The 18,021-nt window shown below is 74.5% G+C and carries 15 protein-coding genes and 1 pseudogene; 9 read left to right on the forward strand and 7 right to left on the reverse strand.

From position 1 onward, the window contains the following. The 3 genes and pseudogenes from AC27IY_RS45075 to AC27IY_RS45085 form a co-directional block, all read right to left on the reverse strand. Positions 1-1,047 (reverse strand): annotated as a pseudogene (locus AC27IY_RS45075) (TIGR02680 family protein); the annotation flags it as partial. After that, entirely contained in the window at positions 1,044-2,225 is a 1,182-nt protein-coding gene (locus AC27IY_RS45080; RefSeq protein WP_487181738.1) for a TIGR02678 family protein, read from the reverse strand. The gene AC27IY_RS45080 and the pseudogene AC27IY_RS45075, both read right to left, overlap by 4 nt. Next, positions 2,222-4,153: a DUF2397 domain-containing protein gene (locus tag AC27IY_RS45085; RefSeq protein WP_487181739.1), complete on the reverse strand. Its 1,932-nt coding sequence runs from the start codon at positions 4,151-4,153 to the stop codon at positions 2,222-2,224. Before AC27IY_RS45085 ends, AC27IY_RS45080 begins: the two co-directional genes overlap by 4 nt. Before the next feature lie 141 nt (positions 4,154-4,294). Here AC27IY_RS45085 and AC27IY_RS45090 point away from each other — a divergent pair, with 141 nt between their 5' ends. The 8 genes from AC27IY_RS45090 to AC27IY_RS45125 all read left to right on the forward strand — a co-directional run bounded on the left by AC27IY_RS45090 (position 4,295) and on the right by AC27IY_RS45125 (position 12,699). After that, the gene (locus AC27IY_RS45090; protein WP_344205928.1) at positions 4,295-4,714 is read left to right on the forward strand and encodes an SRPBCC family protein; all 420 of its coding nucleotides are present in this window, start codon (positions 4,295-4,297) and stop codon (positions 4,712-4,714) included. Between the two features lie 195 nt (positions 4,715-4,909). Then, positions 4,910-6,244 carry an alpha/beta hydrolase gene (locus tag AC27IY_RS45095; RefSeq protein WP_487181740.1) on the forward strand — a complete coding sequence of 445 codons (1,335 nt, stop codon included), beginning with the start codon at positions 4,910-4,912 and terminating at the stop codon, positions 6,242-6,244. Positions 6,245-6,368: 124 nt separating this feature from the next. After that, a complete protein-coding gene (locus AC27IY_RS45100) occupies positions 6,369-9,155 on the forward strand; it encodes a Na+/H+ antiporter subunit A (RefSeq protein ID WP_487181741.1) in 2,787 nt (928 codons plus the stop codon). Next, positions 9,152-9,958 (forward strand): Na(+)/H(+) antiporter subunit C, encoded by an 807-nt coding sequence (locus AC27IY_RS45105; RefSeq protein WP_423471858.1) that lies wholly within the window; start codon positions 9,152-9,154, stop codon positions 9,956-9,958. Before AC27IY_RS45100 ends, AC27IY_RS45105 begins: the two co-directional genes overlap by 4 nt. Continuing rightward, the gene (locus AC27IY_RS45110; RefSeq protein ID WP_487181742.1) at positions 9,955-11,538 is read left to right on the forward strand and encodes a Na+/H+ antiporter subunit D; all 1,584 of its coding nucleotides are present in this window, start codon (positions 9,955-9,957) and stop codon (positions 11,536-11,538) included. Before AC27IY_RS45105 ends, AC27IY_RS45110 begins: the two co-directional genes overlap by 4 nt. Beyond that, positions 11,535-12,080: a Na+/H+ antiporter subunit E gene (locus AC27IY_RS45115; protein WP_487181743.1), complete on the forward strand. Its 546-nt coding sequence runs from the start codon at positions 11,535-11,537 to the stop codon at positions 12,078-12,080. Before AC27IY_RS45110 ends, AC27IY_RS45115 begins: the two co-directional genes overlap by 4 nt. Beyond that, on the forward strand, positions 12,077-12,349 hold the full coding sequence (locus AC27IY_RS45120) for an MrpF/PhaF family protein (RefSeq protein WP_423447587.1): 273 nt from the start codon (positions 12,077-12,079) through the stop codon (positions 12,347-12,349). The genes AC27IY_RS45115 and AC27IY_RS45120 overlap by 4 nt, the downstream gene beginning before the upstream one ends. After that, entirely contained in the window at positions 12,346-12,699 is a 354-nt protein-coding gene (locus AC27IY_RS45125; RefSeq protein WP_423447589.1) for a cation:proton antiporter, read from the forward strand. The genes AC27IY_RS45120 and AC27IY_RS45125 overlap by 4 nt, the downstream gene beginning before the upstream one ends. Here the strand turns inward: AC27IY_RS45125 and AC27IY_RS45130 are convergent. From AC27IY_RS45130 to AC27IY_RS45145, 4 genes are all read right to left on the reverse strand, one after another. After that, positions 12,612-13,169, reverse strand: a complete 558-nt coding sequence (locus AC27IY_RS45130; protein WP_487181744.1) for a DUF6328 family protein — start codon at positions 13,167-13,169, stop codon at positions 12,612-12,614. The genes AC27IY_RS45125 and AC27IY_RS45130 overlap by 88 nt on opposite strands. A gap of 67 nt (positions 13,170-13,236) precedes the next feature. Continuing rightward, entirely contained in the window at positions 13,237-15,267 is a 2,031-nt protein-coding gene (locus tag AC27IY_RS45135; RefSeq protein ID WP_487181745.1) for a xanthine dehydrogenase family protein molybdopterin-binding subunit, read from the reverse strand. After that, complete coding sequence (locus tag AC27IY_RS45140) at positions 15,264-16,235, reverse strand: FAD binding domain-containing protein (protein ID WP_487181746.1); 972 nt, start codon at positions 16,233-16,235, stop codon at positions 15,264-15,266. The genes AC27IY_RS45135 and AC27IY_RS45140 overlap by 4 nt, the downstream gene beginning before the upstream one ends. Then, entirely contained in the window at positions 16,232-16,720 is a 489-nt protein-coding gene (locus tag AC27IY_RS45145) for a (2Fe-2S)-binding protein (protein WP_423447597.1), read from the reverse strand. The genes AC27IY_RS45140 and AC27IY_RS45145 overlap by 4 nt, the downstream gene beginning before the upstream one ends. A gap of 107 nt (positions 16,721-16,827) precedes the next feature. Between AC27IY_RS45145 and AC27IY_RS45150 the strand changes: the two genes are divergently transcribed. Next, on the forward strand, positions 16,828-17,970 hold the full coding sequence (locus AC27IY_RS45150; protein ID WP_487181747.1) for an acetate/propionate family kinase: 1,143 nt from the start codon (positions 16,828-16,830) through the stop codon (positions 17,968-17,970). The last annotated feature ends 51 nt before the right edge of the window (positions 17,971-18,021 follow it).

Genomic DNA, 18,021 nt, shown 5'->3' on the forward strand with positions numbered 1-18,021 from the left:
GCCGCTCCCGCTCCGGTACGCCTCGCTCTCCTTCAGCCCGTCGACCCGCGCCGCCAGCGCCAGCTCCCGCGACTCCTCCCCCCCCAGCCGCAGCGTCGCCGCCCGCAGCTCCTCCTCGGCCTCGCGCAACGCCGCGCGCCGGGCCGTGGCCTCCTCGGCCCGCGCGTCCAGCTCGGCGCGGCTCGCCAGGACGCCGGCGGCGGCCGCGCGCAGGACGCGGCGGGCGTAGTCGCGCTGCCGACCGGCGAGCCGGTCGGTCTCCGTCACGTCCCGGTCGAGCCGCCGCAGCTCCTCGCGCTGCCGTTCCAGCCGCTCGAAGCCCTCGGCGAGGTCACGGAGCTCGTCCTCGCCGAGCGGCGGCAGCGCGCTGGACAGCAGGTCGGACAGCAGGCCGGGGTCGAGGCGTTCGGACAGCTTGGGGGTGCGGAGCTGGCGCAACGCGGTCAGGAGCGTGTCGTAGCGCTGCTCGTTCAGCCCCGCGTAGAGGGTCCGGCGCACCACGGTCCGGTACGCCTCGGCGGATTCGTACACCGTGCCCGCCTCGCCCAGCTCCTCGGCGAGCTGGGGGCGGGTGAGCGGGTGGCCGCCGTCGCCGGTCAGCCGGATCCCGCCGGGCACGCCGATCCTGGCGTGGGTGAGGGTGAAGTAGGAGGCGGTGACGTTCTTGGTGTGAACGGTGGCCTGGAGCCGGGCGCCGCAGGTGAACCAGCGGCCGTCGGCGTGCCGGAACTCCAGCCACACGAAGCCCGCCCGGGTGACGCCGCCCGCGCCGTCGCCCATGAGGTTCCAGTGCATGGTGCGCTCGCTGCCGCCGAACGTGGACAGCCAGCTCGGCTTGAGGCTCGCGTCCAGCACGTACGGCAGCAGCAGCTCCAGCACCTTGGACTTGCCGCTGCCGTTGGGGCCGCGCAGCAGCAGCCGGCCACGGTGGAACTCGAACACCTCGTCGTAGTAGCGCCAGACGTTGAGTATCCCGGCGCGCTCGGGCGTCCAGCGGGCCTCGCCGCCGCGCGCGGCCCGGGCCCTGGTCAGCTCGGTGACGGTCATGCGTCCTCCACCAAGTCGGCGTCGGGGTGGTCAGGGGCGACGCGGTAGCGGGCGGCGGCGGGCAGGGCGGTGACCCGGTCCCCCGTACGGCGGGCCAGCCCGAAGCGCGCGAGCACCTCCAGCGCGTCGGCGGCCAGGCGGGCGGCGCCGTCCCGCGACTGGTAGGACCTGGCCCACTGGGGGAAGCGGCGCAGCAGGCCGGCGGCCTCGTCCGCCAGTCGCGCGGTGGTCAGGGGGCCGCCGGTGATCAGCGGGTCGAGCAGGAGCAGGGCGCCGACCTTGGCGGGGCTGCCGTCGTCGGGGAAGCGGTCGTCGGTGGCGATGGCGTCGGGGTCCACGAGGAGGAAGCCCTCGGCGCGTTCCTCCAGGACGAAACCGGCCTCCTCGGCGGCGCGCCGGATGGTGCGGCGGCCGGTGGGCGAGGCGGCGTAGGCGTGCTGGTCGGGGGTGAGGTCGTCGTGGTGGACGACCGGCTCGTCGAGGAGGCGGCGGACGAGGGAGTGGCGGGCCCACAGGAGGCGCTGGGTCTCGGTCGGCTCGTTCCCGCCGTAGCGGGGCTCGGCGGTGAGCGCGGCGAGGTCGGGGGCCTGGAGGGTGGAGGGCGGGACGGGGGTGGCGAGCAGCCGGGTCAGCAGGGTGGTGTCGGCGCGGTAGAGCACGTCGGCGTCGCGAGTGGAGGGCTCGTGGAGGGGGGTGAGGGCGCCGTACTGCTGCAGGAGGGCGAGCGCGTCGGCGAACGCGGCCCGCTCCTCCCCCCGTACCGGGTCGAACGGCGGCACGCCCGGTTCGGCGGCGGCCGCCCGCGCCACCCGGCGGGCCAGCAGGCCGACCGTGGTGACGGGCGCGGCGAGCAGTTCGGCCGCGCACAGGCACAGCAGCGTGTAGCGGCGGCGGTCGAACGGGGCCCCGGAGCCGCGCGTACGCCGGGCCGGGCGGGTGGCGTCGGCGCGCGGGGAGACCTTGGCGAGCCGGGCGTACCCCTGGCGGAGCTCGACGACCAGCCGCCAGCCGCAGAAGTAGTCGAACCACTGGACGAGCGGGCGGCGGCGCTTCCTGACCAGGTCGAACGCGGCCGGATCGGCGTGCCGGGACACCAGGGGGCGGCCGAGCAGGGTCCTGACGGCCCGTGCGATCTCCTCCTTCTCGGCCCGGACGAGCTGGTTGGCGCGGCCGTTCACGCCCCGACCGCCCGGCCGTGGGCGGTCGGGGTCGCCTCGCGGCCGTGGCCGGGGGTGCGGAGGTCGATGAGGTAGTCGGGGGCGCGGAAGCAGCCCTCCGGGGTGCGCAGCTCCGCCATGGCGCCGTCCTCCGGGTCGCGCAGGACGATCTCGATCCGGCCGTCGGCGGTGGTGGCGCGGCGGAACCCGGTGGAGTCGGGACGCTCGGCGAGGGCGCGGCCGAGGAGGTCGAGCAGGCGGCCGAGGCCGTCGTGGTCGAGCTCGCCCAGCCGCGACAACCGCACCGCCCCGATCCCGGAGGACCCCACCCCGCCGGCTCCCGCCGCCCCCAGCGCGACGGCGCCGGACGATCCCGGCTCACCGGCCCCGGAGGACCCCGGCCCGCCGGCCCCGGACGACGACGGTCCGCCAGGGCTCGGTGACGCGGGTCCGGCGGTGGAGGGCGGGGTGGAGCTGGTGGTGGTCAGGGAGGACCAGGCGGCCTCCAGGGCGGCGCGCTCCCTGGCGGCGCGAGCGCGGCGCTCGGCGCGCAGGGCCGTCACGTCGCGGACCTTCCCGGTACGGCCCACCCGCTCGGTACGCCCCCGCGCCCGCAGCAGCGCCGACACCTCGACCGGCTCCGCCCGCGCCCACGGCACCCCGGCGGGGACGAGCTCGGCGTCGGCGTGCCCGAGATGCGCGTGCCGGGCGGGCCCGAGCCCGAACGCGGCGTCCCACAGCCGGTGGGCGTCCTCCTCGGTGGGGGCGGCGGCGAACCAGCGGGCCAGCGCCCGGAAGTCGGCGGCGGCTCCGACCGGGCGGCTTCGTGCCTCGGCGATCCGGTCAAGCGACTCCAGCAGCGCGACGACGGCCTGCCTTGCCTGGTCGTGCAGCCGCCTCGCCCCTCCGTCCTCGGCACCGAACCACGCCCGCAGCTCCTCCCACCGCACCGCCCGCTCCTCCAGCCATGCAGCCACCGGGTCCCGCCCGGCCTGGAACGGGGACAGATCCACCCGGGACGGGGACAGGTCCGCCCGGGGCGAGGGCAGCTCCGCCCGGGACGAGGACAGATCCACAGCGGACGGGGGCAAGTCGACGCCGGACGGGGACAGGTCCGCCCGGGGCGGAGGCAGCTCCGCCCGGGACGAGGACAGATCCACAGCGGACGAGGGCAAGTCGGCGCGGGACGGAGCCGGATCCGCGCGCGACGGGCGCAGGCCCGCGCCGGTCAGGGCGCGGGTGTGCAGGAGGTGCACGCCGTGTGCGGCGACGCCCTCCAGGGCCCGGGTGACGGCGTCCCGTCGCTGGTCCAGGTCGGTGACGTACTCCTGCAGGTACGCCACCGTCTCCCGTAGATACACCACATCCGCGTCCGGCGCGGGCTCGCCGGGGCGCAGGAGGCGGCGCAGGCCGGCGGTGAAGCGGCCGGCGTCGGTCCGGAGGTCGTCGAAGTGGCGTTCCAGTTCGCGCAGCGCGGTGAAGACGCGCCGGTCGCGGCCGGGGTCGGGGTCGCGGAGCAGGTCGGCGAGCTCGCGCAGGCGTTCGGCAATGGCGTCGAGGACGGCGGCGTGCAGGGCGCCCGAGGGCGGCCCGGAGGACGACAGGGCCGCCGTGGCGTGACGGAGGGCGGCGAGCGCGGCCTCGCCACGCGGGGTCAGGGCGTACTGGATGCTCTCGCGCCGGTACGCCTCAGCCGTGCCGAAGCCGCCCCCGTGGTCGAAGACGACGTCGAGCAGCCCCCAGGCGGTGAGTCTGCGGAGCGCGGCGGCGAGGTCCCGCTCCCCGCAGGCCCCGGCGGGCAGGAGGGCGCGCAGCCCGGCCGGCGTGAGTGCGGTCTCCAGGCGGCCGGCGGCCGCGGCGAAGGCGTGGAGGACCGCGGTGTGCAGGTCCGCCCGTTCCGTCGTGGCGAACCGGAAAAGCTCCGGCGGCATCCTCGGCGGCTCAGCCATCGCCCCGCTCCTCTCGCGCGATTTCCGGACCACGCAAACGGTAGCGGGGAACGGCCGGAGGAAGGCCCCGGTTTGCGAGCGGATCACCCGGGTACTGCGGCAGATTGGAAACAACCCAGGAACGGATATCGGAGGGTCGAAATGGCGGAATTCGAGGCATCTCGCGGCATGCCGGCCGAGAGCACGATCGTGTTCGGCGTGGCCTCCGACGTCGCGGTGATGGACCGCTGGCTGCCACGCGGCCTGCACGTCTCCGACGCGGGCCCCGACCGGGTGGAGGCCGAGGGCGACCTGGTGCCGGGCGAGGGGACCCACGAGGGGCTGTTCCGCGCCCAGGAGGACCAGCTGCGCGTCGAGTGGGGCGGCCGTGACCACCCCGACTACGCCGGCTGGCTCCAGGTGTCCGACTCGGCGAGCGGGACGAGCGAGGTCACGGTGCACATCTCGCTGCTGGACGAGCCCGAGGGCGGGGAGCGGTCGGCGGAGGTCCGCGAGCTGCTCGACCGTTCGCTCGATCGGCTGGCCGACGAGGTGAACCGGCGCGTCGAGGGTTCCGGCTGAGCGGCGATCGGGCCGCGACTGAGCGCCGAAATCCCCATTTCCGCCGCGCCGCCGGATTTTTCCGATCACTGCTCTTATTCTTGCAAATGATCTAATACAGCATTATTAAAGGGCACCGCAAGCTTTCACGTTCAGCGTTTGAGCATGCGACGCTCATTCTTTGTCATTTCAGCGGTCCTCACCGCTTTGCTCACCATGACCGGTCTCGCCGGTGCCGCCACCCATGACGGCCGGCGGCCGGCCTGGACGTCGTGCGGCGGCGGTTTCCAGTGCGCCACGTTGCGGGTCCCGCTCGACTATGCGAAGCCGGACGGCCGGCAGATCGAGATCGCTCTGATCCGGCTGCCCGCCACCGGGAAGAAGATCGGCTCCGTGGTCCTGAACTTCGGCGGCCCCGGCGCGTCCGGCGTGGACCTGCTGCGGGCCGACAGGACGGTCCTGTCGGCCGCGCTGCGGCAGCGTTTCGACGTGGTGTCGTTCGACCCGCGCGGCGTGGGCCGGTCGGCCCCGGTGCGCTGCCTCGGCACGCTCGGCATGGACGCCTACCACGCCGCCGACTCCACGCCCGACGACCGGCGTGAGCGCGCCGCGATCACGCAGTGGAGCAAGGCGCTGGCCACGTCCTGCGCCGCCGGCTCCGGCAAGGAGCTGCTGCGGCACGTCGGCACCTACGAGGCCGCCCGCGACCTGGACATGATGCGCTCCGCGCTCGGCGACGCCCGCCTGACGTACCTGGGCTGGTCCTACGGCACCTACCTGGGCGCCAGGTACGCCGACCTCTACCCGAGGCGGATCAGGGCCATGGTGCTCGACGGCGCCGAGGACCCGCAGCAGACGGGGGCCGAGTTCCAGCGCTCGCAGGCGCAGGGGTTCCAGGTGGCGATGAACGCGTTCCTGCGCGACTGCTTCAGGCGCGCGGACTGCCCGTTCAGGAAGCACACCCTGACCGCGGCCGGCGAACGCCTGGACACGCTGCTCCGCAGGGCCGACCGGGCCCCGCTGCGCAACACCATGGACGGGCGGCAGGTCACCGAGTCGATCGTGCGCACCGGCGTCATGGCCGCCCTCTACTCGGCCGACTCCTGGAAGTACCTGCGCGGCTCACTGGCGATGGCGTTCAAGGGCGACGGCACCGCCCTGCTGGTCCTCGCCGACGTCTACAACGGCCGTAACCAGGACGGCACCTACAAGAACGAGTCCATGGCCCGCCTGGCGATCTCCTGCGTCGACCACCCCGAGACGCCGTGCCCGTACTGGCCGGTCAAGGGCAGGAAGTTCACCAAGAAGGTGACGGCCCCCGGCTCGCCGCCGATCGTGGTGGTGGGCACGACGCGGGACCCGGCGACGCCGTACGCGCTGGCCAGGTCGCTGGCCGCGCAGCTCGACCACGGCGTGCTGCTGACCAACGACGGCGACGGCCACACGGCCTACCACGGCGGTTCCTCCTGCGTGGAGCGCCAGGTCGACCGCTACCTGATCACGGGCCGCGCGCCGGCCCGCGGGGCCTGCCACGCTTCCGCCAAGGTCTGATGCCGCCAGCCCCTGCCGCTGGTGAGGGACTGGTCAACCCCGGCCGTGCCTGCGCGGCCGGGGTCGCGGCGTGGGCGAGATTGGGCGGACGAGACCGGTATGCCCGCCCCCGCCCGAGGAGCCCATGGAGTCGCTGCTGATCCTGCACGCGGTGGCGGCGGTGTGCGCTCCCTGGCTGGCCCGCCGGATCGGCGGGCGGCGCGCGCTGCCGGTGCTGGCGCTGGCTCCGGCGGCGGGGTTCGGGTACACGGCGTGGCTGGGGCTGAGCGGGCGGGTGCCGGCGGAGGAGGTCACCCGGTGGGCCCCGTCGACGGGGCTGGAGCTGGCCTTCCGCGCCGACGCGCTGGCGATGCTCATGATGGCGCTGGTCACCGGTGTCGGCGTGCTGGTGCTGGTCTACAGCGCCCGCTACTTCCCGGCCGGCGACGAGGGGCTCGGCCGCTACGGCGGCGTGATGGTGGCCTTCGCCGGGTCGATGCTGGGCCTGGTGACGGCCGACGACCTGCTCCTGCTGTACGTCTTCTGGGAGCTGACCACCGTCTTCTCGTACCTGCTGATCGGGTACGACCCGGAGAGCCGGATGAGCCGGCAGGCGGCGATGAAGGCGCTGACGGTCACCACGTTCGGCGGCCTGGCCATGCTGGCCGGGTTCGTGCTGGTCGGGACGGCGGCGGGCACGTACCGGATCTCCGAGGTCGGTCCCGGCGCCGTCGGACCGGCCGCGATCGGGCTGATCCTGGCCGGCGCCCTGGCGAAGTCGGCGGTCTTCCCGTTCAGCTCGTGGCTGCCCGCGGCCATGGCCGCGCCGACGCCGGTCTCGGCGTACCTGCACGCGGCCGCGATGGTGAAGGCGGGCGTGTACCTGGTGGCGCGGCTCGGGCCGGCGGCCGGGGACCTGACGGGGTGGCGGGTGCCGGCGGTGGCGCTCGGGCTGCTGACGATGGTGCTGGGCGGCTGGCGGGCGCTGCGCGAGAGCGACCTGAAACGGCTGCTGGCCTACGGCACGGTCAGCCAGCTCGGCTTCCTGATCGCGCTGTTCGGGTACGGCACGCAGGGGGCGGCGCTCGCGGGCGTGGGCATGCTGCTCGCGCACGCGCTGTTCAAGGCGGCGCTGTTCCTGCTGGTGGGCGTGATCGACCACGCGACCGGCACCAGGGACCTGCGCGAGCTGAGCGGGCTCGGACGGTCGATGCCGTGGGTGTGCGCGGCGGCGGTGCTGGCCGGGGCGTCGATGGCGGGGGTGCCGCCGCTGGCGGGGTTCGTCGGCAAGGAGGCGGCGTTCGAGGCGCTGAGCGGCGCCCCGTGGCCGCTGGCGGGCGCGGTGGCGGGGTCGGCGCTGACGGCGGCGTACACGTTGCGCTTCCTGTGGGGGGCCTTCGCCACCAAGCCGGGGCTGGAGGAGCGGCCAATGGAGCGGCCGGCCGCGGCGATGTTCGTGCCCGCGGCGCTGCTGGCGGCGCTCGGGCTGGTCCTGGTGCCGTTCTCGTCCTGGTACGGCCACACGATGGAGACCGGCTACGCGGCCTTCTTCCGCGACCCCGGGCACGCCGCCCATCTGGTGGTGTGGAGCGGGTTCGGTCTGCCGCTGCTGCTGTCGGCGGCGGCGCTGGCGGGCGGCGTGGCGCTGTTCCTGGCCAGGGAGCCGGTCGCGAGGATGGGCGCGCGGCTGCACCTGGTGGACTCCGGGCAGGCGTACTGGGCGCTGATCCGCCGCCTCGACCGGCTCGCCATCCAGGTCACCGGCGTGATCCAGCGCGGCTCGGTGCCGGACTACCTGCTGCTCGCGCTGCTGGCCACGATCGGCGTCGGCGTGTTCTCGGTCATCTACGGCGGCACGCCCCGCCTGGAGTCGCCGGTCGTGTGGTGGGAGCGGCCGGAGCAGCTCGTCGTCGCGGTGCTGACGGTCGCGGCGGCGGTGGTGGCGCTGTTCGCCCGCGCGTCCATCCTCCTGGCCGTCATCGTGGGCTTCACCGGGTACGGCACGGCGCTGCTGTTCCTCGTGCACGGCTCCCCCGACCTGGCGCTCACCCAGTTCCTGGCCGAGACGCTCAGCCTGGTGATCTTCGCGCTGGTGCTGCGGCGGCTGCCGATCGACCCGGTCAGGGGGCGGCTGGCCCTGCCGCTGCGCGCCGCGCTCGGCCTGGCCGTGGCCGTGGTGGCGATCGGCGCCGGCATGGAGGCGATGAGCGCCCGCACGGCCGCGCCGGTGGGCGGGCTCATGGAGGCCGCGGCGCGGGAGGCGGGCATCGCCAACATCGTCAGCGCCGTCATCCTCGACATCCGCGCCTGGGACACCCTGGGCGAGAGCTCGGTGCTGATCGTGCTCACGCTGGGCGTGACGAGCCTCGTGTTCCTGCGGCGGCGGTCGTACGCGATCGAGCGGGGCGAGCAGCCGCCCGCCGAGCGTACGCACTGGCTGGCCTCGACCCGGCCGGCGGAGAGGCGGATCGTGCCGTTCGAGATCGCGGCCAGGCTGACCTTCCACACGGTGCTGCTGCTGTCGGTGTTCCTGCTGTTCATCGGGCACAGCGGGGTGGGTGGCGGGTTCGCGGGCGGCATCGTGGCCGGGCTCGCGATCACCGTGCGCTACCTGGCGGGCGGACGCAACGAGCTGGCCGTGGCGCTGCCGGTGCACGCGGGCGTGCTCATGGGCGTCGGGCTGTCCCTCTCGGCGGCGACGGCGCTGATCGGGCTGCTGGCCGGGCGGGCGGCGCTCGACATGCTGGCCACGGACGTGACCGTGCCGGTGCTCGGGCACGTGCATCTGTCCACGGGGCTGCTGTTCGACATCGGCGTCTACCTGTCGGTCATCGGGATGGTGCAGGACGTGCTGCGCGGCCTCGGCGCGGAGCTGGACCGGCAGATCGACGCCGGGGAGGGCGCGGAGCCGGACGCCGGGGAGGAGGGGTGAGCGCGCCGCTGCTGCCCTTCGCCGCCTCCTGCGCCCTGATCGCGGCCGGGGTGGCGCTGCTGCTGGAGCGGAGCCTGGTCCGGGTGCTGGCCGGCGTGATCATGCTGGGCAACGGGGTGAACCTGCTCATCGTCACCGCCGGCGGCAACGCGGGCGTGCCCCCGTTCGTCGGGGCGGCGGGCAAGGCCGATCCGCTGCCGCAGGCCATGGTGCTCACCGCGATCGTCATCACGCTGGGGGTGACCGCGTTCGTGTTGGCCATGGTGCACCGCTCGTGGCAGCTCACCGGCAGCGACGAGGTCCAGGACGACACCGAGGACCGGCGGGTGCGGCTGCGCGCCCGGCGCGGCGCGCTGAGCCAGGCCCTGCACCGCCGCAACGACGCCTACCGGCGGCTGATCGCCGAGCAGCGGGCCGAGCTGGCCCGGCTGGAGGCCGAGCAGGCCGAACGGGAGCGGCTGGAGGAGGCGGACCTGGAGCGGCGCATCGACCGCGTCCACGTCGAGCTGGAGCAGTGGGCGCGGCGGCTGCGCGAGCGGGGCGCCACGGAGGAGGAGCTGCAGCGCCGCCTGGAGGAGGCGTCGCTGCGCGAGCCCGCCGTGGACAACGCGCTGCGCATCGAGGAGCTGCGGGAGGAGCACGAGCGGCGCCGCGTCACCCAGGCGGCCAGGGAACGCGACCTGCGCAGGCAGCTCAAGGCGCGGCAGCGGGACGCGCGCCGGGAGCTGCGCGCCGCCATCCGCCGCGAGCTGGAACGGCAGGCGCTGGCCCAGGACCCGGAGCTGGAGGGCGAGGACTCGTGATCCTCGCCATCCCCGTGAACAGGGCCGTGCTGGAAGGGCTGGTGTGCGTGCCGGTGCTGCTGCCCCTGCTGGCCGCCGGGGTGAAGCTGGCCATCGGCGGGCGGCTGCGGCGGCTGCAGTCGCTGCTCAGCATCGGCACGATGAGCCTGACGCTCGCGGTGTCGGTGCTGCTGCTGGTGGCGGCCGACTCCGGCGGGCCGCTGGTGACCGAGCTCGGCGGCTGGCCCGCGCCCGTCGGGATCTGCCTGGTGGCCGACCGGCTCTCCACGCTGGTGCTGGTGGTGTCGTCGGCGGTGACGCTGTGCGTCATGGTCTACTCCATCGCCAACGCCTACGACGAGCAGGAGCACGACGCGCCGATGGCGATCTTCCATCCGGCGTTCCTGGTGATGGTGGCGGGGGTGGCCGACGCGTTCCTGTCGGGCGACCTGTTCAACCTGTTCGTGGGCTTCGAGCTGCTGCTCAGCGGCTCGTACGTGCTGCTGACCTTCGGCGGCACGGAGGCGCGGATCCGGGCCGGGGCGACGTACACGCTGATGGCGCTGGCCTCGTCGATGTTGTTCCTGATCGCGCTGGCGATCACGTACGCGGCCACGGGCACCCTGTCGCTGGCCCAGCTCGCCACGCGCTTCGCCACGCTGCCTGAGCAGGTGAAGCTGCTGGTGGAGCTGACGCTGCTGCTGGTGTTCGCGATCAAGGCGGCGCTGTTCCCGATGTCGGCCTGGCTGCCCGACTCCTACCCGACCGCGCCGGCCCCGGCGACGGCGGTCTTCGCCGGTCTGCTCACCAAGGTCGGCGTGTATGCGATCATCCGCCTGGAGGCGCTGCTGTTCCCCGGCGGCCCGGTCTCGACGCTGCTCATGTGGGTGGCGCTGGCCACGATGCTGACCGGCGTGCTCGGCGCGGTGGCGCAGACCGACATCAAGCGGATGCTCTCCTTCACGCTGGTCAGCCACATCGGGTACATGGTGTTCGGGGTGGCGCTGTCCACGGTCGCCGGCATGGCGGGCGCGATCTTCTACGTGGTGCACCACATCACCGTGCAGACCAGCCTGTTCCTCGTGACCGGGCTGATCGAGCGGCGGACCGGGACGACGTCGGTGAACCGGCTGGGCGGGCTCATGAAGGCGGCGCCGCTGATCGCCGTGCTGTTCTTCGTGCCCGCGATGAACCTGTCCGGCATCCCGCCGATGTCGGGCTTCCTCGGCAAGCTGATGCTGGTGCAGGCGGGGCTGGCGCACGGCGGGCCGCTGCCGGTGGCGCTCGTGGCGGCCGGGCTGGTGACGAGCCTGCTCACCCTGTACGCCGTCGCGAAGACGTGGGCGAAGGCGTTCTGGCGGGAGACCCGGGAGGAGCGGGCGGGCACGGTGGTGGAGAGCGAGGAGGACACCGGCGAGGAGCCGACGGTCACCACGACCACGCTGCCGGCGGCGCTGGCGGGGCCGGTGGCCGCGCTGGTGGCGCTCGGGCTGGCGTACACGGTGCTGGCCGGGCCGCTGTCGGCGCTGACCTGGCGGACGGCCGGCGAGCTGATGGAGCGCGAGCCGTACGTCTCGGCGGTGCTGGGAGACCGGCGGTGAACGGGCGGCCGCTGGCCCCGCGCGTGCTGGGCCGCAGGGTGCCGCTGCCGCTGGTGGCCTGGCTGACGCTGGTGTGGGTGACGCTGTGGGGCGACGTGTCGCCGGGCAACGTGCTGGGCGGGATCGCGGCGGGCGCGGTGGTGTCGTGGCTGCTGCCGCTGCCCGCCCTCGACCCCGGCATCAGGGTCCGGCCCGTCGCGCTGGCGCGCTTCCTGCTGTACTTCGGATGGGACCTGGTGGCCTCCACGGCGCGGGTGGTGTTCTACGTGTTCCGGCCGGGGCCGCCGCCCGCGCAGCTCGTCCGGGTGCGCCTGCGCACGTCGTCGGAGCCCATGACGGTGCTCATCATGACGGCGCTGTCGAACGTGCCCGGCAGCATCGTGGTGGAGGCCTACCTCGCCGAGCGGTGCCTGATGCTGCACGTCCTCGGCATCCCTGGCGACGCGACGGAGAAGGTGCGCGGCGACGTGACCGCGCTGGAGTCGCGGGTGGTGGCCGCGTTCGGCACCCGCGCGGACCGGGAGGAGCTGGGGACGCCGTGACGCTGGTGTACGCGCTGACGCTGGCGCTGCTCGGCGTGGCCGCCGTGCTGACGCTGTACCGGGCGGCGCGCGGCCCGTCGATGCTGGACCGGGCCGTGTCGCTGGACGTGATGACGTCGCTGTCGATGTGCGGCGCGGGGGCGTTCGCGGTGGCCAGGGACGACTACTCCGACCTGCCGATCCTGCTGGTGCTGTCGCTGCTGGGGTTCGTCGGGTCGGTGTCGCTGGCCCGGTTCTTCACCGCCCGGTCCGGCAGGAGGCCCGAATGAGCTCGCTCGATCCGCTCGCCGGGGCCTGTCTCCTGCTGGGCGCGGTGCTGGCGCTGTCGGCGGGGGCGGGCCTGGTGAAGTTCCGTCACACGCTGGAACGCATGCACGCCGGGACCAAGCCCCAGGTGGCCGGGGTGCTGCTGGTGCTGCTCGCCATGTGGCTGCACCGGCCCACCTGGGCGACCGCCGGGCCGCTCGCGCTGGTCGGGCTCTCGCAGGTGATCACTGTGGCGGTGGCGGCGTACACGGTGGCGCGGGCCGCCTACGCCCGCGACTCCTCACGGGAGGACGAGGACGACGGCACGTCGCTGCCGCCGGAGGAGCCGTCCGGCACCTCACCGGAGTCCTGATCGTCGCGGTCCTGATCGTCGCCGTTCGCCCGGTCGATCGCCGCCTGCCCGAACCACGTCCAGAGGGCCAGCACGGCGATCGCGCCGGCGACGGGCCAGGCCAGCCGGGGCCCGAACAGGTAGTCGATCACCAGTCCGGTGGCCGCCGTCATCGACACGATCAGCGCGAGCGCGCCCAGGATGCCGTAGAAGTTGGAGCGCTTCACCAGCAGCTCCTTGCGGCCCTGACGGAACAGCACCCGGTGCTGCGCCGTGGGCGCGATGTAGCAGATCGAGGCCACCGCCGCGCCGACCAGCGCCGCGAAGAACAGCCACCGGTCGGCCGGGGCCAGCCTGTCGAACTGCTGCGAGAACGGCACGGTCAGCAGGAACGCGAACAGCACCTGCACGCCCGTGACCGCGACGCGGGCCCCCTGCAGGAGCTCCACGAAATTGCGGTCCGCCCGCTCCTTGTCCGATTCTCGGCTCACGCGCCCTCCTGTGCCGTCGCCGCGGAATGCGGCAGTGAAGAGCGATCTACTTCCACGTGAAGAAGCGTCAAAACCTGGTCATGACGATCTTGGCCGGGGTGATCGGCAACTCCCTGACGCGGTGGCCGGTGGCGTGGTGGACGGCGTTGCCGATGGCGGCCGCGGTGCCGACGATGCCGATCTCGCCGATGCCCTTGCTGCCCATCGGGTTGAGCCGCTCGTCCTCCTCCTCCAGCCAGACCGCCTCGACGTCCGGGACGTCGGCGCAGGCCGGGATGTGGTACTGGGCGAGGTCGCGGCGCAGGAAGCCGCCGAACTCCTCGTCGGTCAGCGTCTCCTCCATGAGCGCCATGCCGAGGCCCATGGTCATGCCGCCGATGAACTGCGAACGGGCCAGCCTGGCGTCCACGATGCGGCCCGCGGCGAACACGCCGAGCAGCCGCGACACGCGGATCTCGCCGGTGACGGCGCTGACCCGTACCTCGGCGAACTGCGCGCCGAAGGCGTGCCTGGCCAGCTCGGAGTCCTGCCCCACCTCCTCGGTGGTGTCCGCGCGGCCCTCCCTGCCGTCCTTCTTCAGCTCCTCGCAGGCGCGTACGACGGCCGACCCCCAGGAGGCGGTGCCCATCGAGCCGCCGGCGACCGGCGCGGCCGGCAGGTCGCTGTCGCCGAGCTCGACGTGCACCCGGTCGGGGGCGACGCCCAGCGTCTCGGCGGCGATCCTGGTGAGCGCGGTGCGCGCCCCGGTGCCGATGTCGGCCGCGGCCACCTGGACGAGGAAGCCGCCGTCTCGGACGCACGCCACGGCCTGGCACGGGCTCCGCTTCGCCGGGTAGGTGGAGGCGGCCACGCCGGTGCCGATCAGCCACTCCCCGTCGCGCCGGACGCCCGGCTCCGGGTCGCGCCGCTCCCAGCCGAAGCGGCGGGCACCCTCGCGCAGGCAGCCGGCCAGGTTACGGGAGCTGAACGGCAGGCCGCTCTCCGGCTCGGTCTCGGGCTCGTTGCGCAGCCGCAGCTCGACCGGGTCGACGCCGGCCGCGTAGGCCAGCTCGTCCATGGCCGACTCCAGGGCGTACATGCCGGGGCACTCCCCCGGGGCGCGCATCCACGACGGCGTGGCGACGTCCAGCCGGACCAGGCGGTGCGCGGTGCGCAGGGCCGGGGTGGCGTACATGACGCGGGCCGGGACGGCGGTCTGCTCGGCGAACTCCTTCAGCGTCGAGCTCTGCTCGTAGGCGACGTGCTCCAGCGCGGTCAGCCGGCCCTCGCCGTCCGCGCCGAGGCGCAGCCGCTGGATGGTGGGCGTACGGTAGCCGGTCACGTCGAACATCTGCTGCCGGGTCAGCGCCACCTTGACCGGCCGGTCCGTGACGCGCGCGGCGAGGGCGGCCAGCACGGCGTGCGGCCGGGTGGTGCCCTTGGAGCCGAAGCCGCCGCCGACGTGCCTGGCCACCACGCGGACCCGGCCGGACGGCAGGCCCAGCGTCTTCGCGATCATGTCGCGGTCCGTGGTGGCGCCCTGCGTGGAGTCGTAGACCAGCAGGGTGCCCTCGGCGTCCCAGACGGCGAGCGCGGCGTGCGGCTCCATCGCGTTGTTGTGCAGGACGGGCGTCGTGTACGTCACGTCCACGACGGTCGCCGCCTCCGCCAGCCCGGCCTCGACGTCGCCCTGCTCGGTGTCGGAGGGGAAGTTCGGGTTGACGACCTCCGGTCGGTAGAGGCCCGGGTGGTCGGCGCGCAGGCTGACGTCGTGGTCGGCGGGCTCGTACTCGACCCGGACGGCGTCGGCGGCGGCGCGCGCCTCGTCGTAGGTGCCGGCCACGACGGCGGCGATGATCTGGCCGCGGTAGGCGACCTCGCGCCGCTGGAACAGCGCCAGCTCGGCGTCGGCGTCCTCGGCCAGCTCGGGCGGGTGGGCCACGGACAGCACGGCGAGCACGCCGGGCATGTCGAGCGCGGCGGCGGCGTCCACCCGGGCGACCCGGCCCTTGGCGATGAGCGACTGGACGGGATAGGCGTACGCGACGCCCTCGACCGGGTATTCGGCCGCGTACGTGGCCAGCCCGGTGACCTTGACGCGGCCCTCGACGCGATTCACGGTGCCAGCTCCTCCAGCGTGTTGACGATCAGGTCGCGGGCCATCGGGACCTTGTAGGCGTTGCGCGGCAGCGGCCTGGCCTGCTCCAGCTCGGCCTCGGCGGCGGCCAGGAAGGCCCCGCCGGTCGCCGGGCGGCCGATCAGCTCCCGCTCGGCGCGCTCGGCCCGCCAGGGCACGTGCGCGAGGCCGCCGAGCGCGATCCGGCACCCGGCCACGGTCCCGTCGGCGGCGACGTCGAGCACGGCCGCGATGGACACCAGCGCGAAGGCGAACGAGGCCCGCTCGCGCACCTTGCGGTAGAGGGACGCGCCGGGCGGCGGCGCGGGCAGCTCGACGGCGGTGATGAGGTCGCCGGGCTCCAGCACGGTGTCGCGTTCCGGGGCCTCGCCTGGCAGGCGGTGCAGGCCGGGCATGGGGACGATGCGGTCACCTCCAGGGCCGGTGACGTGCACCTCCGCCTCCAGCGCGGCCAGCGCCACCGCCATGTCGGACGGGTGGGTGGCCACGCACGCGCCGGAGTGGCCGAGCACGGCCAGGTTGGAGTGGTCGCCCTCGATGGCGGGGCAGCCGGAGCCGGGCCGGCGTTTGTTGCACGGCCTGCTCACGTCCTGGAAGTAAGCGCAGCGGGTGCGCTGCAGCAGGTTCCCGGCCACGGTCGCCATGTTGCGGATCTGGCCGGAGGCGCCGGTGAGCACCGCGCGGGCGAGCATCGGGTAGCGGGCGCGCACCAGCGGATGGGCGGCGAGGTCAGTGTTGCGGACCGCCGCGCCGACGCGCAGCCGGCCGCGGACCTCCTCGACCGCGTCGAGCGGCAGCCGGCTGACGTCCAGCAGGTGCTCGGGGCGGGCCACGCCGAGGCGCATGAGGTCGACGAGGTTGGTGCCGCCGCCCAGGTACATGGTGCCGGGGCGGTAGCGGCGCACGGCGTCGGCGGCGCTGGTGGCGCGGGCGTAGTCGAACGGCCTCATCGGGCGACCTCGGAGATGGCGCTGACGATGTTGACGTACGCGCCGCAGCGGCACAGGTTGCCGCTCATGCGCTCCCTGATCTCGTGCGGGGTGAGCTCGGGGTCGTCCAGGAGGTTCTCGGTGACGGCGCTCGGGCCCGGCTCGCCGAGCATGCCGGCCGCCGAGCAGAGCTGGCCGGGGGTGCAGTAGCCGCACTGGAAGGCGTCGTGCTCGATGAAGGCGGCCTGCAGCGGGTGCAGCTGCTCGCCGTCGGCGAGGCCCTCGACGGTGGTGATGGAGAGGCCGTCCATGGCGACCGCCAGCGCCAGGCAGGAGTTGGCCCGCCGCCCCTCGACGAGGACGGTGCAGGCGCCGCACTGCCCGTGGTCGCACCCCTTCTTCGAGCCGATCAGCCCCAGCCGCTCGCGCAGCAGGTCGAGCAGCGACATTCGGGGGTCGACGTCGAGCGGGTGCGGCCTGCCGTTCACCGTAAGGCGGATGTCCATGAGCGCTCGCTACCCGACCTGATCGCCGGGCAACCTCCGGGGGCGGTAAAGCGCCTTCGTCCGCAGCCGTCCGTTTTGCGCGGGCGGTGGCGGGTAGCCGGGGGCGCATGGGCCTGGCGTTCGACGAGCGGATGAGCGAATCGGCGGCGGTGCTGACCGTCAACGCGGGCTCCTCCAGCCTGCGTCTCGACCTGGTGCAGGGCGGCTGCGTGCTGGACAGCGCGCACGCCGAGCGGGCCGCCGACCCGGCCGCGGCGCGGGAGGAGCTGGCGCGTTTCCTCGGCGGGCACTTCGACCGGGACATCCGGGCGGTGGCGCACCGCCTGGTGCACGGCGGCGAGGCGGTGCGCGCCCCGGCGGTCGCCGACGACGAGACGGTGGCGGCGCTGCGCGGCGTGACGAGTCTCGCGCCGCTGCACCTGCCGCCCGCGCTGGCGCTGCTGGAGGCCGCCCGCGAGCAGCTTCCCGCGGTGCCGCACGTGCTCTGCCCGGACACCGCCTTCCACGCGGAGCTGCCGGAGGAGGCGGCGACGTACGCGCTGCCGCGCGAGTGGCGCGAGAAGCACGGCCTGCGCCGCTACGGCTTCCACGGCCTGTCCTACGCCTGGGCCGCCGACCGTACGGCGGAGCTCCTCGGCCGGCCGCTCGCCGAGCTGGAGCTGCTGATGACGCACCTGGGCGGCGGATGCTCGGCGTGCGCGCTGTCGGGCGGGCGCAGCGTGGACACCTCGATGGGGTTCACGCCGCTGGAGGGCATGCCCATGAGCAAGCGCTCGGGCAGCGTCGATCCCGGGATGCTGACCTGGCTGCTGGCCGAGGGCCGCCTGAGCCTGGACGAGCTGAGCGAGGGGCTGGAACGGCGTTCCGGGCTGCTCGGCCTGTCCGGACGCTCCGGCGACACCCGCGAGCTGGTCGCCGCCGAGCGCGACGGCGACAAGGACGCCGGGCTCGCGCTGCGCGTGTTCGCCCACCGGGTGGCGCGGGAGATCGCCGCCGCGGCCACGTCGCTGCCGCGCGTGGACGCGCTGGTGTTCACCGGCGAGATCGGCTGGGACCAGCCCGAGGTGCGCGAGGCGGTCTGCCGGCGGCTCGGGCCGCTCGGGATCGAGCCGCCCGCGCTCGGCAATCGCCGCGACGACGGGCCGGTCAGCGCGGACGGGGCCGCCGTACCGGTCCTGGTGGTGCAGGTGCGCGAGGAGCTGCAGCTCGCCCGCGAATGCCTGCGCGTCCTCGGCGAGGACGACCTGTGACCCGGTGACCTGCCCCGGCACCGCATGACCTGCCCCGCCCCCTCTCCCGGT

The organism is Nonomuraea sp. B208, from assembly GCF_057536035.1.

Coding starts and splice junctions, on each gene's coding strand:
- AC27IY_RS45090 (WP_344205928.1), top strand. CDS start 4,295: ATGGCGGAATTCGAGGCATCTCGCGGCATGCCGGCCGAGAGCACGATC.
- AC27IY_RS45085 (WP_487181739.1), bottom strand. CDS start 4,153: ATGGCTGAGCCGCCGAGGATGCCGCCGGAGCTTTTCCGGTTCGCCACG.
- AC27IY_RS45145 (WP_423447597.1), bottom strand. CDS start 16,720: ATGGACATCCGCCTTACGGTGAACGGCAGGCCGCACCCGCTCGACGTC.
- AC27IY_RS45140 (WP_487181746.1), bottom strand. CDS start 16,235: ATGAGGCCGTTCGACTACGCCCGCGCCACCAGCGCCGCCGACGCCGTG.
- AC27IY_RS45125 (WP_423447589.1), top strand. CDS start 12,346: ATGAGCTCGCTCGATCCGCTCGCCGGGGCCTGTCTCCTGCTGGGCGCG.
- AC27IY_RS45100 (WP_487181741.1), top strand. CDS start 6,369: ATGGAGTCGCTGCTGATCCTGCACGCGGTGGCGGCGGTGTGCGCTCCC.
- AC27IY_RS45150 (WP_487181747.1), top strand. CDS start 16,828: ATGGGCCTGGCGTTCGACGAGCGGATGAGCGAATCGGCGGCGGTGCTG.
- AC27IY_RS45095 (WP_487181740.1), top strand. CDS start 4,910: ATGACCGGTCTCGCCGGTGCCGCCACCCATGACGGCCGGCGGCCGGCC.